This window comes from Paenibacillus sp. GQ49, from assembly GCF_059759055.1.
The window spans coordinates 1-16685 of the sequence record NZ_JCAXEL010000030.1 but is presented as its reverse complement, the minus strand read 5'-3'; the positions used below and the strand labels follow the sequence as shown (position 1 = coordinate 16685).

The 16685-nt window shown below is 44.9% G+C and carries 12 protein-coding genes; 11 read left to right on the top strand and 1 reads right to left on the bottom strand.

The features are described 5' to 3' along the window. Window positions 1-21: 21 nt before the first annotated feature. Window positions 22-1080, bottom strand: coding sequence for a Delta(5) desaturase DesA (desA, locus tag AC6CIF_RS30070; RefSeq protein ID WP_405172573.1), 1059 nt, complete (start codon window positions 1078-1080; stop codon window positions 22-24). A 374-nt stretch (window positions 1081-1454) separates the two neighbouring features. On the opposite strand from desA, the gene AC6CIF_RS30065 reads away from it, so the two are divergent. The 11 genes from AC6CIF_RS30065 to AC6CIF_RS30015 all read left to right on the top strand — a co-directional run bounded on the left by AC6CIF_RS30065 (window position 1455) and on the right by AC6CIF_RS30015 (window position 16373). Next, window positions 1455-2294 carry a YitT family protein gene (locus tag AC6CIF_RS30065; RefSeq protein ID WP_017688839.1) on the top strand — a complete coding sequence of 280 codons (840 nt, stop codon included), beginning with the start codon at window positions 1455-1457 and terminating at the stop codon, window positions 2292-2294. Between the two features lie 538 nt (window positions 2295-2832). Continuing rightward, window positions 2833-4038, top strand: coding sequence for an ROK family transcriptional regulator (locus AC6CIF_RS30060; RefSeq protein WP_498202575.1), 1206 nt, complete (start codon window positions 2833-2835; stop codon window positions 4036-4038). Window positions 4039-4074: 36 nt separating this feature from the next. Next, a complete protein-coding gene (locus AC6CIF_RS30055; protein ID WP_498202574.1) occupies window positions 4075-5127 on the top strand; it encodes an ROK family protein in 1053 nt (350 codons plus the stop codon). 49 nt (window positions 5128-5176) lie between these two features. Continuing rightward, window positions 5177-6400: an MFS transporter gene (locus AC6CIF_RS30050; protein WP_498202573.1), complete on the top strand. Its 1224-nt coding sequence runs from the start codon at window positions 5177-5179 to the stop codon at window positions 6398-6400. Between the two features lie 21 nt (window positions 6401-6421). Beyond that, entirely contained in the window at window positions 6422-8653 is a 2232-nt protein-coding gene (locus AC6CIF_RS30045; protein ID WP_498202572.1) for a helix-turn-helix domain-containing protein, read from the top strand. Between the two features lie 246 nt (window positions 8654-8899). Next, a complete protein-coding gene (locus AC6CIF_RS30040) occupies window positions 8900-9274 on the top strand; it encodes a hypothetical protein (protein WP_498202571.1) in 375 nt (124 codons plus the stop codon). Window positions 9275-9669: 395 nt separating this feature from the next. Continuing rightward, the gene (locus tag AC6CIF_RS30035) at window positions 9670-11271 is read left to right on the top strand and encodes an extracellular solute-binding protein (RefSeq protein WP_498202570.1); all 1602 of its coding nucleotides are present in this window, start codon (window positions 9670-9672) and stop codon (window positions 11269-11271) included. Window positions 11272-11382: 111 nt separating this feature from the next. Next, a complete protein-coding gene (locus AC6CIF_RS30030) occupies window positions 11383-12285 on the top strand; it encodes an ABC transporter permease (RefSeq protein WP_062834078.1) in 903 nt (300 codons plus the stop codon). Between the two features lie 38 nt (window positions 12286-12323). Next, window positions 12324-13196: a carbohydrate ABC transporter permease gene (locus AC6CIF_RS30025; protein WP_047842693.1), complete on the top strand. Its 873-nt coding sequence runs from the start codon at window positions 12324-12326 to the stop codon at window positions 13194-13196. Window positions 13197-13438: 242 nt separating this feature from the next. After that, entirely contained in the window at window positions 13439-15157 is a 1719-nt protein-coding gene (locus AC6CIF_RS30020; RefSeq protein ID WP_498202569.1) for a DUF8769 domain-containing protein, read from the top strand. 250 nt (window positions 15158-15407) lie between these two features. After that, complete coding sequence (locus tag AC6CIF_RS30015; protein WP_498202568.1) at window positions 15408-16373, top strand: sugar phosphate isomerase/epimerase family protein; 966 nt, start codon at window positions 15408-15410, stop codon at window positions 16371-16373. Window positions 16374-16685: the final 312 nt, after the last annotated feature.

Here is a 16685-nt window from a genome sequence, read left to right as displayed (position 1 = left end):
AAGAAAACGAATCCGACAGAGTTAAGGCTTCTCTGTCAGACCCGCTGGATTGGTTACTCGGATAGGCGGTTGAACATACGGCTTGCGGGATAAGCTTTTGAGCTGTCTGAAGCTAATAAACTGTTTGGAATCTTCATCCCACAGACGGAAGCGCAGGGCAACCAGACTGGAACGTAGTGTAATAGTTGTTGCTTTTTGCAAGGGTGGTGTTGCGTTATGTGCTTCTTCCAAGAAATAGTTAGGTACACGCGGGCTCAAGTGATGCACATGGTGGAACCCGATATTACCACTGATCCATTGCAATAATTTTGGCAATTTGTAATAAGAACTACCTTCAACAGCTGCTTTTACATAACTCCACTCATCTTCATGTTCAAAATACGTCTCTTCGAACTGATGTTGAACGTAGAACAGCCAGATACCAAAGAAACCGGAGAAGAAGAAGATAGGTGCCTGCACCATTACAAAAGCCTGCCATCCGACTAACCAGGACATGAATGCATAGAGCACTACGATCAATACGGTAGTCAGGTGTGTATTGATACGTTCTTTACGTCTAGCACCTTTACGGTTAAAACGGTAAGCCAACAGAAACACGTAAATGGGTCCGATACAAAACAATACAAACGGGTTACGATAAATCCGATAGAAGAGACGACCCCAAGGAGAAGCTGCTTTGTATTCGTCAACCGTCATAACCCAGATATCACCTACACCACGTTTATCAAGATTACTGCTTGTTGCGTGATGGATAGAATGCTCGTTTTTCCACTGCTGATAGGGTGTAACTGTCAATACACCAGTAATGGTACCGAGAATATCATTGGCGCGTTTGCTCTTGAAGAATGAACCATGACAGCAGTCATGGAAAATAATAAAGGTCCGCAGTACAAATCCGGATGCCACCAAGGCAATCGGGAAGGTCAGCCAGTAGGAAACCGATAAGCTAAAGTAAGCTGCAGCCCATAACAAGAAGAGCGGGAGCAATGTATTGATTAACTGGCGGATACTTAGTCTGAGATCATTTTTTTCGTAAGGGGTAACTTCTTTTTTTAAGGCCATTTCTTTTGATCTGTTCATAAAATTGTGTCCTCCTTCAATCGTTATAACTGTAATCAGCTACAACTTGGCGTTTCCCGCTAGACTTTCCTGTGGGAAGCGTTTTTATCATTGTAAAACAATCCGAACATGACAGTAAGTCATAAACGTCAGCCTTCTGTAATGATGAATATCAATGACGGACCATGACATTTGTCATGGGTGTATGATACTCAATAGCTCTGCAGAAGACAGAAGAGCAGGTTTTACTAATTCCTTTGCACAAATTACGCAACAATTTGTATTATGTATACAAATTTTGTTGGGAGCATGGTAAAATCTATCCTTGAGTGGTTATGACAACTTATGAGACGGGTCGATTAGGTTGATTTCTGATGGATTGGATGGAATGCATAATGAAGAAACGAATTACGGATATCCTATTTATTATGGCAGGTGCATTTCTGTTTGCACTGGCGGTGAACCTGTTTGTCATCCCGAACGATTTGGCTGAAGGCGGCGTCACGGGTATCACGATTATTTTGTATTACCTGTTTGAATGGTCCCCTGGACTGATGAACTTGATCCTGAACGGTATTTTGTTAATTGTGGGATATCGGTTTCTTGATAAAACGACTACGGTATATACAATTATTGCAGTGGTATTCAACTCGTTGTTCCTGCATCTGACGGAGAGTTGGACGATTGCATCGGATGAACTCTGGATCAATACCATTTTTGCCGGATTATTTGCCGGTCTTGGTATTGGCTTGATTGTTAGAGTGGGAGGCACAACGGCAGGGACAGTGATCCTGGCCCGACTTGCCAACAAATATCTGGATTGGAATATCAGTTACGGACTTCTGTTCTTCGATCTGATTGTGGCTTTCTCCTCATACTTCATCATTGGACCACAAGGATTAATGTGTACTATTGTCTTGTTGTTTGTTGGAACCAAAACAATGGAGTTCATTATTGAAGGGCTCAATCCGAAAAAAGCAGTCATGATTATTTCTTCCAAACAGGATGAAATCGCAAAGCAAGTCATTGAGAAGATGGATCGCGGAGTAACCGTCCTGTCCGGTCATGGCTATTACACAAAAAATAAGAAAGAAATTCTATACATTGTGATTAGCAAGCAGGAAGTTTCTATGCTAAAGAAGATTGTACGAGCAGAAGATGAGATTGCATTTATCACCATTCATGACGTGCGTGATGTTTTCGGTGAAGGATTTATTGAACTCTCCAAAACTTGATGAATATATATATAAGGAAGAAAAAAGTTGCGGTGAATATCCCCGCAACTTTTTTTGATAGGTTAATGGTATACGGTATAAATCTAGTTCAAAAAGAAAGAAACCCTTCTCTATAGAGAAGGGCAAAAGAGTATTAATAATGTCTTCTTTTTTTGACTCCACAATATTCAACAGTGACATGACAGTATTTCTTACACTTTGTAGGGACATATTTAACTTTGGTAACACAAGTTTTCGTAATTTTTTTGTAAAAACACTTTGGTCTTGGATGATGACATTTATGATGCTTTCTGTACATATTAAAACCTCCCTGATCGTGATAAGGTATTCTATGAACAGGTCACTGTTTCGGAAATGTATAAACGTCTATTATTGTATAATAATTCCTTTATTAGGCTTTTGTGTTACAGGTGAAGGTGTGATTTTCTCTAGTAAAAGAGTGCAATGACAAAAAGCTGTACACCTACCAAGCGCGATGATATATTGAATTTAATTAATTTGTTAATAAACTTAACTAACTATAAGAGGAGGCGATAACATGGCTGGCACACCGCAGTATATCCGCAATCTGAATGAAAATCTCATCATGGATGCCCTCATAACTCAGGGAACCATGTCGCGAGCGGATATCAGCCGTCAGACCGGACTTAGTAAACCAACGGTGTCTTTGGCGGTCGAACATCTGATTGACCGTAATCTGGTGAGGGAAATGGGGCCAGCTGACAACGCTCAGGGTCGAAAAGCAACCCTCATTCGTTTCAATGAAACGGCTTATTATGTCTGTGGGATAGATATCGGTGCAACACGTATTCGGATTGCATTATCCGATCTGAATGGAGAGATCATTGCCTATCGAACATATCCCATGGTTGTTCAAGAAGCTTATGAGCGAGCAGAAGCGACGATGCTGGAGCTTCTTCGAAGCCATATGAACGAACTGCTTGATGAGAATCATCTGAACTGGAGTCAGATTCAGTGCATCGGGTTTGGTATACCAGGCGTAGTGCTGCCTGATTCAGGGCGTATCAATCGTATTGTGGATCCGTTAGCGGGTCTGGAAGAAGCTTTCTCTCTAGAGTCGTTGTCAGGAGCGTTTCCCTGTGAAGTAATCCTGGAAAATGATGTGAATCTTGCGGCGCTTGGGGAGTATCGGAGTGGTGCAGCAGCAGGGTATTCCTTGTTTGTTTTTTTCTCCATCGGTACAGGGACGGGTGCTGGCATCATGGTACATGGACAACTGCTTCGAGGTTTAGGAGGCTTAACTGGAGAGATCGCAGAGATGCTGGTGGATGATGGTCGACGTCTGGAGGAGGTGCTGTCCGCTGATGGTCTGATGCAACTGGCAAAAGATTATCTGGATCAGCATGATGAACTATTATTGGAGGCTGCTCATTCGGGTGCAGATGATCTTCACAGACACCTGACTCCCGAGAAGTTATTTGAAGCTGCGCGCAGTGGAGAAGTAGAGGCGTTAGACATTCTACAACAATACAGCCAGAAGATTGCTTCCGCTCTGCGTCAGATTAGCGTTGTGCTTGCTCCAGATCTCATTGTGCTTGGCGGAGGTGTAGGAGGGAACGGTGATGTGTTATTGCCTTTACTGAGGCAGATCATCTCTGAGCAATTCCCTGTGCAACCACAGTTAATCTGTTCCAAGCTTGGTGAGCAGGCTGTTGTCACTGGCGCGGTACAGGTGGCCATACAACAAACGATGCTGAACCTTCAGCAGGAAGCCATGGAATAAGAGATTGGATATACAACATGTGAGGAGGGAAAAGGCATGACAGAATCCGTGAAAAACGTAAGTAATAATTATCAGACCAATCAGAATGGTACGGTTGGAGGTGATCTATCCGGCTGGATTGCAGGTATTGACATTGGAGGCACCAAAACATTAATGCTCTTGTCATCACAACAGGCTGGAAATGAAGTTCATGAACGAATCTTGCCTACGCTTGCCAGTGATCAGCCGGATGAGTTCTTCCGATGGTTATTCACTGAATTGGAAATATTCTGCCGCGAAGTTGGATGCAGTCTGGATCAACTTAAAGGTGCAGGCTTGGGATTCCCTGGTGTGATTCTGCAAGAGGAGGGGATACTGCGAAATGCTCCCGCTTTTCAGTGGCCTGAGCTAGATATTCGCCCTGTTATTGCGAAGTACTACAGCGGGAATATCATGTTGGATAATGATGTGAATATGGCGGCAATGGGAGAATATGATCAAGGGGCAGCACAGGGACATCAACACTGTGTAATGGTCACGGTTGGAACAGGCATTGGATCTGCTCTTATCCTGAATGGACAGCTCTATAGCGGCCAGAATGGAGCAGCAGGTGAGATTGGGCATTTCATTGCAGGAGACGAAGGGCTTTATACCGGTTACGTTGCGGATGCGGATTCCTTTGGCGTATTTGAGCAAGTGACTTCAGGTACGGGGATTACCGAACAGGCGAGGCGTTATTTTGCTGCTGGAAAGGGGAGTTCCTTATCCCTGATCATGAGTCTGGCAGGAGGGGAAGCGGAACAGATTGAAGCCAGGCATGTATTCAAAGCAGCGGAGTCGGGTGATCTTGCTGCCCTGGAGATTCTGGAACTACCCATGCGTTATATGGCGAGAGGTCTGGAGAATATTACGGCTTTACTCAATCCTTCCATTATAGTGATCGGTGGTGGCGTGGCTGCATCCAATCCATCCTATTATCTAAATGAAGTGCGCACACGCCTCCAACGTTACACCGTTCTGCCTACACTTTTAGCTGTAGCTGAACTGGGGAACAAAGCAGGAGCAATCGGGTCATTGGCTGCAATCAAGTCGAGTCTGACACGCACATAAAAATAGAGAATAGGCGAAGCAACTACAGAAATAAAGGATGGAGATCCGGATGAGAAGTAGACATATGAAGGCTTACACAGAGAAAATAAAAGCCGATTCCAAGGATGCAAAACGTGTTTTACTCCAATTGCAGGGCCTATATCTGTTTATGGGGCTTGCCGGGGGGATGTTTAACCCGTACATTAATCCCATATTGGTAGCACAAGGGTTTTCCAGTAAAGAAACCGGATTTATCATGGCGTTTGGCACACTTGTATCCATTATTCTTCAACCAATATGGGGAATTTTGGTAGATAAGTTTAAAAAGACACGGTTCGTACTGGTGATCAGCCTGCTTGTTCCTGCATCGTTAGCGTACTTCTACAATATTCAAGTGTACTTTATATTAATATTGATTTATACTTTATGCACTATATTCCAAGTGACTCAAATCCCCGTTGCTGACTCCTATGCGGTTACAGCTGCGAGAGCCGCGAACACCTCATATGGCATGATCCGACTCTTCGGCAGCATAGGAACAGGAGTTGGTGGATTTGCCGCAGGGATGTATCTCTCCCAGTTTTCCATTCACATGTTATGGCTGCCATTTCTCCTGTTTAACATTCTGAGCACTATACTGGCAAGTACACTTCCCCGGCAGACGAGCATATCCTCGTCCTCGGTAACCTTCTCCGTAGGTTTGGCAAGATTGCTCCGAAACCGGACATTCCTTCTATTTCTAACAGGTTGTTTCCTGGTTAACCAAACGCTCACTGCGTTTAACTCCTTTTTTGTTATTTCATTTCAGATGGCTGGCGGTTCTGTGACCATGACAGGTACAGCGCTGTTGCTGGCGTCAATTACTAATGTTCCATCCATGTTGGCAGCGGCATTCATACTCCGAAAATGGGGACATGAACGGACGATGCTGCTTGCAGCGGGGGCGTATATGTTACGTTGGGGGATACAATGGCTATGGCCGACACCTGAGGTGATGATTGGCGTTCAGGTGCTGCATGGGTTATCCTTCGGATTCTTCTATATCGCAGCAGTGGAATATGTGGCTTCCGTTACGGGACGGGAGATGCAAGCCACAGGACAAAGTTTATTTAACATGGTGTTTGCTGGTCTAGGCGGAATTGTTGGTAATATGCTTAACGGATATTTACTCGATTCCGGCGGTCCATCACTGATGTATCTGGCTTGCACGATCAGTGCGGCACTAGGATCAGTGATTCTGTATATCGTCAGCAGGCAGGCCAAAGAACAGAGAAGAGCATACTCATTAGAATAGAGATGGAAGGAGTTGGAGCCTATGAAAGTAAATCTGAAGCGGAATTGGCACACCAAGTTGATGTATTCGTATTTTCCTATTTTTCTGCTTACGATTTCCATTCTGATCTTTCTCTCCTTCCTGATTGTCAACGAACTCTCACGTAACGAAACACAAAAAGCCGACATGATCTCCACCCGCTACATCGTGGATACACTGGAGCGCTCGCTAAGTGACATTGAACTTCGGTTGCTTGAAGACATTGGTGCAAACAAGACATATAGTCGCTTTCTGGAAGCTGGACAGGGACAATTATCGAGTCAGTTCATCTATGATGCGGCAAGTGGACTGGGACGTATGCTGGATCAGCAGGATATGATTCAATCCATTTATCTCTATCGTATGTCCGATTCCCAGATTCTTACGCCCAGAGGCATGATGCGTTTGGAAGATTTCGAAGATCGTGCCTATATTGAGCAAGCTTTGAAAGATCGGGAGAACCTCGGTTGGAATCTGCCACGTGATTATAAGGAACGTTCTTTCGACGTACCTTCACAGGTGATTAGCATGAATAAGTGGCTTCCGTTACCGTGGGGCGGGGAAGGATTACTCGTCATTACGATCCGCATGTATGCAGTGGAACGGCAGATTGATAACATGACCAATGAAAATTTATCTGTTCTTCAGGTTCGGGATAAGAGCGACAATCTGATCTATACCGCGCATCAAATGGACCCTTCAACAGGTGAAATCCTTAATCGTGTGACTGCGGACAAGCTTGGTCTGGTCTTCGAGAGTGGTATTCAATCCGGACAACTGTATTCATGGGTATCCCTTGTTTCTTATGTGTGGATCGGTATTGGTTTATTAACGATTGTTGGTGCGGTGGTGGGACTAATCTACATTACTCGAAGAAATACACGCCCCATCCAGTTGATCATGAATCGAATTCAGGCGTTACAGCCACGTGCCGAGGAGGATGAAGCAGCTCCATCCGTCAAAGATGAACTGGCACTCATCGACCGTGCGCTGGAACATTTGATTGCTCAGACGGTTGACTATGAGAAACAACATCATGAAAACTTGCTGATTCATCGCAGACAGTTGCTTGTTGATCTGATGGAAGGGGAGCGAATGGATTCGTTCAGTCAGCGACTTCGCCATCTGCAACCGCTAGAGGAACGATTCATGGAACCGAAGAGTGTTGCAGTGCTCATTGCGGAGATGAATGGTGACGATCTCTCGACCAATCAGAATATTCTGAAGATTGCGCTCATGAACGTAGTGGAAGAACTTGTGCAGAATGAGACCCAGTTCGGCGGTTGGGCTGAATGGTTTGGGAACCGAAGGCTTATTGTGGTGATTGCATCGGATGAGCAGGAAGGACTGGACCGTGAATTACTTATGGATCTGGCTAAGCAGATGCATATGTGGATTGCGGAAAACTTCCGCCTAAGGTTTACGTTCGGGATTGGACGAACCGTATCGGGCTGGGAGGAGATTACTCGTTCCTATGCGAGTGCAGATGCGGGTTTGCAGCATAGACTTACCCTTGGTAAAGATGCCATCGTTCTCAGTGAGCAACTGCCGGATCGTATTGAGCTGCAATCGTACAAGTATTTGCAGATGCTCGCGGACTTTGTCCGTGAATTCAGACTAACCGGTGATGGTTGGCGAACGCAGCTGGATCAGATGTTTGTTGCATTTAACGAAGATCAGATTACAGATCACGATATTCGCATGTTGCTGCAGGCGTTAATCCAGATGTTGTCCCGTGAATTCGGAGAGCTGTCTGAGCGGTTGCAAAGCCAATTTGCCGAGGAAATCCTGACTCGTCTTCGCAGTGATATCCAGCAGGTGGAGACACTGGAGGGGATTCAAGAGATTTTGCAGGAGTGGCTTAAAGAGGTTTATCGCAATTATGTATCTGTGAATGAAACGAAAAGTCATCGCGCGATGATCAACGAGCTGCGGATATATATTGAAGAGCATTTTGATGATCCGGATCTGTCGCTGAAACATCTGAGTGATCGGTTCCAGATCTCGGGCAAATATGCGAGTTATCTGTTCAAGGAAGAGTTTGAGATGAAGTTTGTTGATTTTCTGGTGAAACTGAGGGTCGAAAAGGCCTGCCGTTTGTTGTCTGCATCCGATATGGCTGTTCAGGATATTGCTCTGCAAGTGGGTTATGCCAATGCCATCTCTTTCGGCAGAGTATTTAAACGGATTATGGGCGTGACACCAGGGGACTACCGCAAGCAGAGTGGAAAATAAGGGGATCAATAACGGAATTGCACGTGTTAGAACATCCGGGTATCGGGTGAAATCCAATAATCTTAGAGATATCAATGAAATCTCCTGTATGAGGCAATAAGGTTTCGTCCCTTATCGTCTTTTGCAGGAGATTTTTTGGCTGTTCAACCACGATCTTAGGCCAGTCTAGCTGGTGCGTTAAGAAATTTTACGAATGTCCTATACTAGCATTATGACAATTCATAGATTAATAGGGCAGGAGTGAAGATGATGTACAAACACGGACAGCAAGTGTGGGGATCAGTAGATATCAGTAAACAGATTACCATCACAGCAAGCAACAACACATTTACATTTCATGTAGATGACTCGTCATATACGATAACTATACCTGTTGGTACCTACACGAGAAGTCAACAAAGGCATGAATCCGAACTTATTCAGGCCATTTCGAAGGCAGGAGCGGCTCAGAATATTCCTGTACGATTTATTTTGGGCGGAATGCATTATGATGAGAAGTATAATGTATTGATTTTGGAACATACGGACACGAGCAACGAACATGTGATGGATCAATTTGCGGGAAATGCCATCGATACGTTGTTTGGTCAAGTGAAGTTTAATCTTCCGCCGAGGAATTAATACGTCGAATCGTTCTACTCGTGTTGCTAAACAAGGAGATCACATAAGATGTGGTCTCTTTTTCATTTTTTGAACAGATATTTAATGGAAAAAAGATTATTGCAGGTTGGGGGATGCCAGATTGGGTATGAGAAATCAAATATAATACAACATTTTATGTTATTATAGTTAACATTAAAGGTGTGAAAATTGTATATTGTCAGGAAATATGTTTATATATCGCGGTATCTAACGTAAAAAAACGTGAATTTACATTTTGAAAATAGTTTATTGTCTAAATATCAGATCATATGTAATGATTAGTGACATTCACAGGTGCAACAAAATGGGATGAACAAAGTGGAGTGGCAATCATGTGAATCCATTCAGAGAGTGTGCGAAAGGGGAAAGGTCAAATGAGATTATTTCAAAGACGTAAGGCAGGCAAGGCAAGTTCAATCCTCGCAGTGGTAACGGCATTCACTCTATTATTATCTGCATGTTCATCAGGAAGCGAATCAACATCTTCATCTGGAGATTCGGGTTCGGGGGAAAAAACAACTTTGAAAATAGAAATCTTCGATCGGGGAAATACTCCGGCGGGCTACACCATTTCGGACAGTTATCTGACTCGCTTCATTCAAGAGAAGTTTGGTGATCCAAACAACATCGACGTTCAATTTGTTCCAGTACCACGTTCGGAGGAAGTACAGAAACTTAACGTTCTGATGGCGAGTGGCTCTGAAGTACCTGATATCGTCTTTACCTACGATTCGGGAACATTCAACCGGTATGCAGAGCAAGGAGGTCTGACCGAACTTACGGATCTGATCAATCAAAGTGGTCCTAACCTGAAGAAGTTCCTGGGAGATGAAACGCTGGCCTACGGTCAATACGATGGACAACAATTCGCGGTTCCAGGTAAACGTCTTGTACTTGGCAAGTACGCATCCTATGTTCGTCAGGACTGGCTGGACGCGCTCGGATTGCCTTCACCCGAGACAGCTGAGGAGCTGCATACAACACTGAAGGCCTTTAAGGAAAAAGATCCGGGTAAGGTTGGCACAGGACTTATTCCGATGGGGATGTCCATTGCCTCGGCTCAATATGAACCACTGATCTGGTCATTCATTGAACCGCTGACGGAAGAACAGAAATATACATTAACGCAACAACTGGGTTCCAATGACTATCCAACGTTGTTGCCTGGTTTCAAGGACGCTCTGAAATATATGAACACACTATATAATGAAGGATTAATGAGCAAGGATTTTGGACTCGACAAAGACAAGAAAAAGCTGTGGGAAGATGTATCTAACGGCAAAGTTGGATTCTACACCGAGGATGCAGGGGAGATTTATATCTCCGGTACGTACAAAAACCTGCAAACCAATCAACCGGGTGCAGTGATGACACCGATTGATGCATTCAAAAACTCCGAGGGCAAATTCGCCAAACCGGCATACGCACCCAATGCGATGTATGTCATGATCCCGAAATCGAGCAAAAATGCGGAAGCCGCGATGAAGTATCTGGATTGGATGGCTTCGGGCAACAACCTGTTCGATCTGCAATTCGGTGTTGAAAACGAGAACTATGAGCTCGTGGATGGAGTTCCACTGATCAAAGATGATGCTTCTCCTGAAATCGCAGGTCGTATCTATAATTCCGGTGACATTGCCATTATCGTCAATGGTAAATACGTTGGGGATGACAAGAAAAATGAAGAGGCCTATGTCGTTCAGGTAGAGTCGAAGTATCGGGATGATATGCGCAAGTCGGTAGCGATCTCTAACACGGACACCATTCAACCGGTACGTTTCTCCAAACCGATTGACGCAGAAGCACGTTACGGTAACGGCTTGAAAGACAAGTTTATGGAGTTTTTCGTGAAAACAACCATTTCCAAACCCGCTGATTTTGAAGCTACGTATGACAGCATGATGAAGGATTACATGGCGAGCGGTGGTCAAGCAATCCTGGATGAACGTACAGAAGCTTACAAAGCGATGAAATAAGTAGAGTAGAGATCACATCTAATGTGTATGACAACAAAGAACAGGGATTTCATTAGGGCGATGGCAACATCGCCTTGATGAAGAATCCTGAATGACATGGGGGGAAGGTTTATGAAAACAAGCATCTATTTCCGCAGAAACTGGCAACTATATGCGTTGCTCCTACTGCCCATGATCTACTTCATTATTTTCAAGTATGGGCCAATGTATGGCGTGCAGATTGCGTTCAAGGATTTTAACTTCTTTCAAGGGATCTCCGGTAGTGAGTGGATTGGTTTGGATGCATTCAGAGAAGTGTTTCAAAATCAGGGGTTCTACACTGCATTACGCAACACGTTAGTGCTAAACATGCTGGATTTACTGGTTTCCTTCCCGGCACCACTTATACTGGCCATCTTATTGTTCGAGCTGAAGAAGGCCTGGTTCAAAAAGTTGGCACAGACTTTACTGTACATTCCTCACTTTATTTCGTGGGTCATTATTGGAGGGATCGTACTTCAGGTATTCGGTACACAATCCGGTTTCATTAACAATATCTTGATGAGCATGGGATTTGATCCATTACCTTTCCTTTCAGACAAAAACTATTGGCTCTTTACGTATCTTGCGGTAGGCGTGTGGCAGAGTGCAGGCTGGGGTACGATTCTGTATCTGGCATCTCTCACGGGCATTAACCGGGAACTCTACGAAGCGGCTGAAGTGGATGGAGCAAGTCGGCTACGCAGAATCTGGCACATCTCCTTGCCAGGCATCAAAACAACGATTGTTACCTTATTGATCATCAATGTCGGCAACATGATCTCTATCGGCTTCGACCGACCATTTATAATCGGTAACGTGGCTGTACGTGAATACTCGGATGTGCTCAGCACATTTGTCTATCGTGTCGGTTTACAATCCGGTCAGGTCACGCTCGCAACAGCTGTAGGTTTGTTCCAGGCATTAGTTGGACTTGTCTTCATACTCGGAGCAAATTATACGTCCAAGAAATTAACCGATGAGAGCATTATGTAGTGGATTGATTCACATATGATCTGTAAGGAGTGAGTGAGATGTCTGAAAACACGGCGAATCGAATATTCAACACGGTAAACGTCATTCTTATTGTCATTACGATGGTGCTGTGTCTTGCACCATTCATTCATATTATTGCGATCTCGCTCAGTTCAAACCGGGCGATCGGTTCAGGAGAAGTTTCCTTTTTCCCCAAAGAGTTATCCTTTGAGGCGTATACCAAAGTATTTGCAGATGGATCGATGATTCGTTCCCTCATCTATACCATTTGGCTGACCGTCCTGAGTACGGTACTAAGCATGGTGATGACCATTGCAGCAGCTTATCCACTGGCGAAGAGTAATCTGAAAGGGCGTAAGTGGTTCATGCTTGTGATTGTGGTGACGATGTTCTTCAGTGGGGGCATTATTCCCGAGTACATTCTGATCAAAAATCTGCATCTACTCGACAGCACATGGGGACTTATTCTGCCTGGATTGATTAGTCCATTCTATATGATTATCCTCATCACCTTCTTCCGAGGGATTCCCGAAAGTCTCGAAGAAGCGGCGGGCATTGATGGAAGCAGCCACTTCGGAACACTTATGCGTATTATTTTGCCGCTGTCCCTTCCGGTTATGGCAACACTGAGCCTGTTCTACGCCGTAGGACGGTGGAATGGTTTCCAGGATGCACTGATGTATATCACCAAGCCTGAACTATACCCTTTGCAATTGAAATTGTATCAGATGATTCAGCAAAACCAGATTACAGAACTGATGCAGAACGAAGGCATTGGTGCTGTTCAAGTCCTGCCTGAGAGTCTGAAAGCAGCCAGCGTTATATTCTCCACGTTACCGATCCTGCTTGTGTATCCATGGTTGCAGCGGTACTTTATCAGTGGCGTAATGGTAGGTGCTGTAAAAGGTTAATAGAGGTTGTTCAAAAAGTTCACTTTTGATTACGAATGATGCCTAGTGGCATCATCAGCATCGAATATGAAATTTAGCCGAATAGGTTGATGCTTACGAAGTATGTTTCCTTCAGAAACATTGTAGTTGCTCACGTAGTTGTCCTACGCTCCGCTACTCCATTTCTAGCTTAATTCCATCTTCTTGGTACTGAAAACTGATCTTTTTGAACACGCACCTATAGTCTCGGGAGGTTGCATGACATGACACAACGAATGGTAGAAAAGATGTCAAAAGAGCAGCAATATCTTGTGAATCAGTCCATGTTGATGATGGATAGCTTCTATGACAAGGAATTGGATCTGCTTCGGAGTTTTGAAGAAGAGGATTCATCGCAGCACAGCACACGAGCCAGCGCGCATTATGCGCTTGGGTTGTTGATTCGAAATGAGCCTGGTGATGTGGAACGCGCGATACAAGTGTTCCACAAGGTGCTCGATGTTCAATATGACGCTCCGGATGAGATCTATCACGGAACCTTCGCGACCCGACCAACTGATGCGCATCCACCAGCAGGTCACTATGCTTGGAAATCTTTTGCGCCAGGCACGGCCTATTTCCTGGAACGCACCTTTGAGAAGGTGTCTGCGCAGTTTATCCATAAACTACAGGAAGAGGGTTCTCTGCTAACAGAGGCAGCAGACCCCAAACAACTGAAAAACCTTTTTTATTCGGCAGTGAATCAGGTTCTGCCACCAGTCTGGATCAGCTATGATCCCAACTGGCGTGAGTTTATCGCTTGTGTCTGTGTGGTTGTAACTGCTGAATTCGCCGATCTACTGCCGGAGACACTCGTGAAACGGATGGATTATGCGATGGAACTGGCTGTTCAAGGATCAATAGAACGCAGGTTATCCGACGTAATCCCGATGAACACCAATATTGAGTTGATGCATATTTTCATCACTCACTACTACGGCCATCGCTTGAACCGAACAGATTGGATTCAGCATTCGGATGAACAGGCGGAGGGGTTAATGAAGGAGTTTGAACAATACAACGGTACATTCGCGGAGTTCAATACGACAACGTATTATGGGGTGGATCTGTCCGTGCTTGGCATGTATCGAAAGTATGGACTCACCGAACGTTTGATCGAAATTGGACACCGGATTGAACATGGGCTGTGGAATAACATTGCGCTATATTACAATGCCAACCTCGAAAATCTCTCCGGCCCGTTCTCTCGGGCGTACGACATGGAGATGCGAGAGCATAGTTCGATCGGTGTATTTATCTATCTCTTGCTTGGTGAAGGGTATGAATATCTGGCAGGAATCAACTGTGAGTCAGGCCATGATCCACTGATTGCGCTCCTTGGGGTGGATGTGCCCGCGGAATCTGTGCCGTATTTCAAGGCTCATCAAGAAGATCGTCTTGTGCAGAAACAATTTATGGAACTGTGTGAGCGCAATGATCCAATGTCCAATCGGAATTTGTGTACAGCCAAAGCCTGGATTGGTGAGGACCGGATGATCGGGGCCATGTCGGGAAGTGTGAATACGAATGGACAGATGCATCCAGCTACGATCCACTGGCAGACAGAGACAGGGGAGCGTTATTATCTTCGCTTGATCCGCCGTGAGGTAGGCGAGGGGTGGAACAGTCATCTGCGCGGAGTAACGTTCGATGCGGATCTCACGCCTGATTCGTTAACCATTGATGTGGAGCTGGATACGGCGGAAGAGATCGATGTTTATTTTGAAATCAGGGGGCCATCCCTTCGTCAGCAGGACATTACACCAGCGTTATGGCAGTTCCCTGGACTTAGGTGTGCCGTAAAGGCTGAGGCGCCTGAACCATCTGTGTTAATGTACGTGAATCATGCGGAGATCATCTATCGTTATGTGCCTGGGAAGACGGCAAACAAGATGAGATTTGAATTGACTCTCCGTGAAGACAACGGTTTGAGGAATAAATAGGTATATAAGATGAACTGAACATTTACATGAGAACGAGGAGTGCAGAACCGATCTGAAGAAGCGTAGCATTTGCCTTTATCACCGGATTTCTCCCTTTGGAGAAGGGGATCAAAAAATCTGGGGATAACAGCGATCGGAAGATGGTACTGCAATTGGAGTGATCTAGTGTAAAGTTTATTGGTTCAACTTATATAGATAGAGATAAATGGAATATGAATGGGCGATAGATTGAGAGACAGGAGGACCAAGTATGTACACAGACAAACAAGAATATTCGTTCTCAACATGTTGGAATATCAAACGTCATACGACCGGACAAGGCATGATCGAGGAGATCAAATCTCTTGGATTCAAACAGGTGGAACTGAATTACAACGTAACGGAAGAGATGCTGCAGACGATAGAACCGATGATTGAACGTGGCGAGATCGGTGTATCCAGTGTGCATAATACATTCCCGCATGTGGCTGATCCAGATTACGGGACGGATTCCGTGCTGCTCGGATTTGATGATGAGCCGCGCCGCAAACGGGCGATTGAACTGTTACTTCGCTCAGCCGAGTACGCACATCGTTATGGGGCCATGGCTGTTGTTGTACATCCCGGTGAGGTTCCGTTTGAATACAACATAGATGAAGCATTGAAAAAGATATACCACGATCAGGGGCCGGATTCACCGGCGTATCAATCTTTATGGCAAGAGATGCTGGAGAAACGGGAAGATGGCAGCGCACATTACCTGAGCCGGATTCAGGAGAGTCTGGAAGAGGTATGTGACTTGTCGGAGCAGCGAGGATACGGGGTGAATTTTGGTATTGAGACCCGTTCACGCTGTTATCAGATGCCGACTTTGCACGAAGCAGGAACGATTATTGAACAAATGAAGGGCGCGCCGCTTGGTCTATGGTACGATATTGGTCACGGCATGATGATGGATCGAATGGGATTGTACGATAATGTACGTGAGGCTAACGCGTTGAATGATCACGTGGTTGGCGTACATATTCATGAAACCGTAGGGTTGGCAGATCATTGGTGTCCATACATCCATAGTAAAGACATGATATTTTTTGATTCGTTTTTGGATATCATTGATCGTTCGCCAGTGAAAGTATATGAATTAAAAGCCGCGTGTACACCGGAAGAAATCGATGAGAGTCATGGAATAATCACGGCTCGTATTGCTGAACGTCATGCTGCGCGTCAGCGCGGATAAGGTAAATTGGCATATTTTAAGCTAATCGCTTAGATGGGTAAATGATAGGGGAATGGACGAATGGGAAGCATTCTTCTCAGCTGATGTCTGACGTCCAATTGGGGTAGAAGATTTCGTCTATTCTTTGTGCTATGCGGGGATATTTAATGGGAAAAGGGATCGGTTTCATCGGCCTTCGAGGCTTGGTGAGACGGATCCTTTTTTGATTTTATTGGATATGTATATGTGACCTGTGTAAAGCTTTCATCCAGATCACATCCAGAAAGCGTTTTGGAACACACTTCGTTTCATCAAGGGGCACTCTTTGAAACG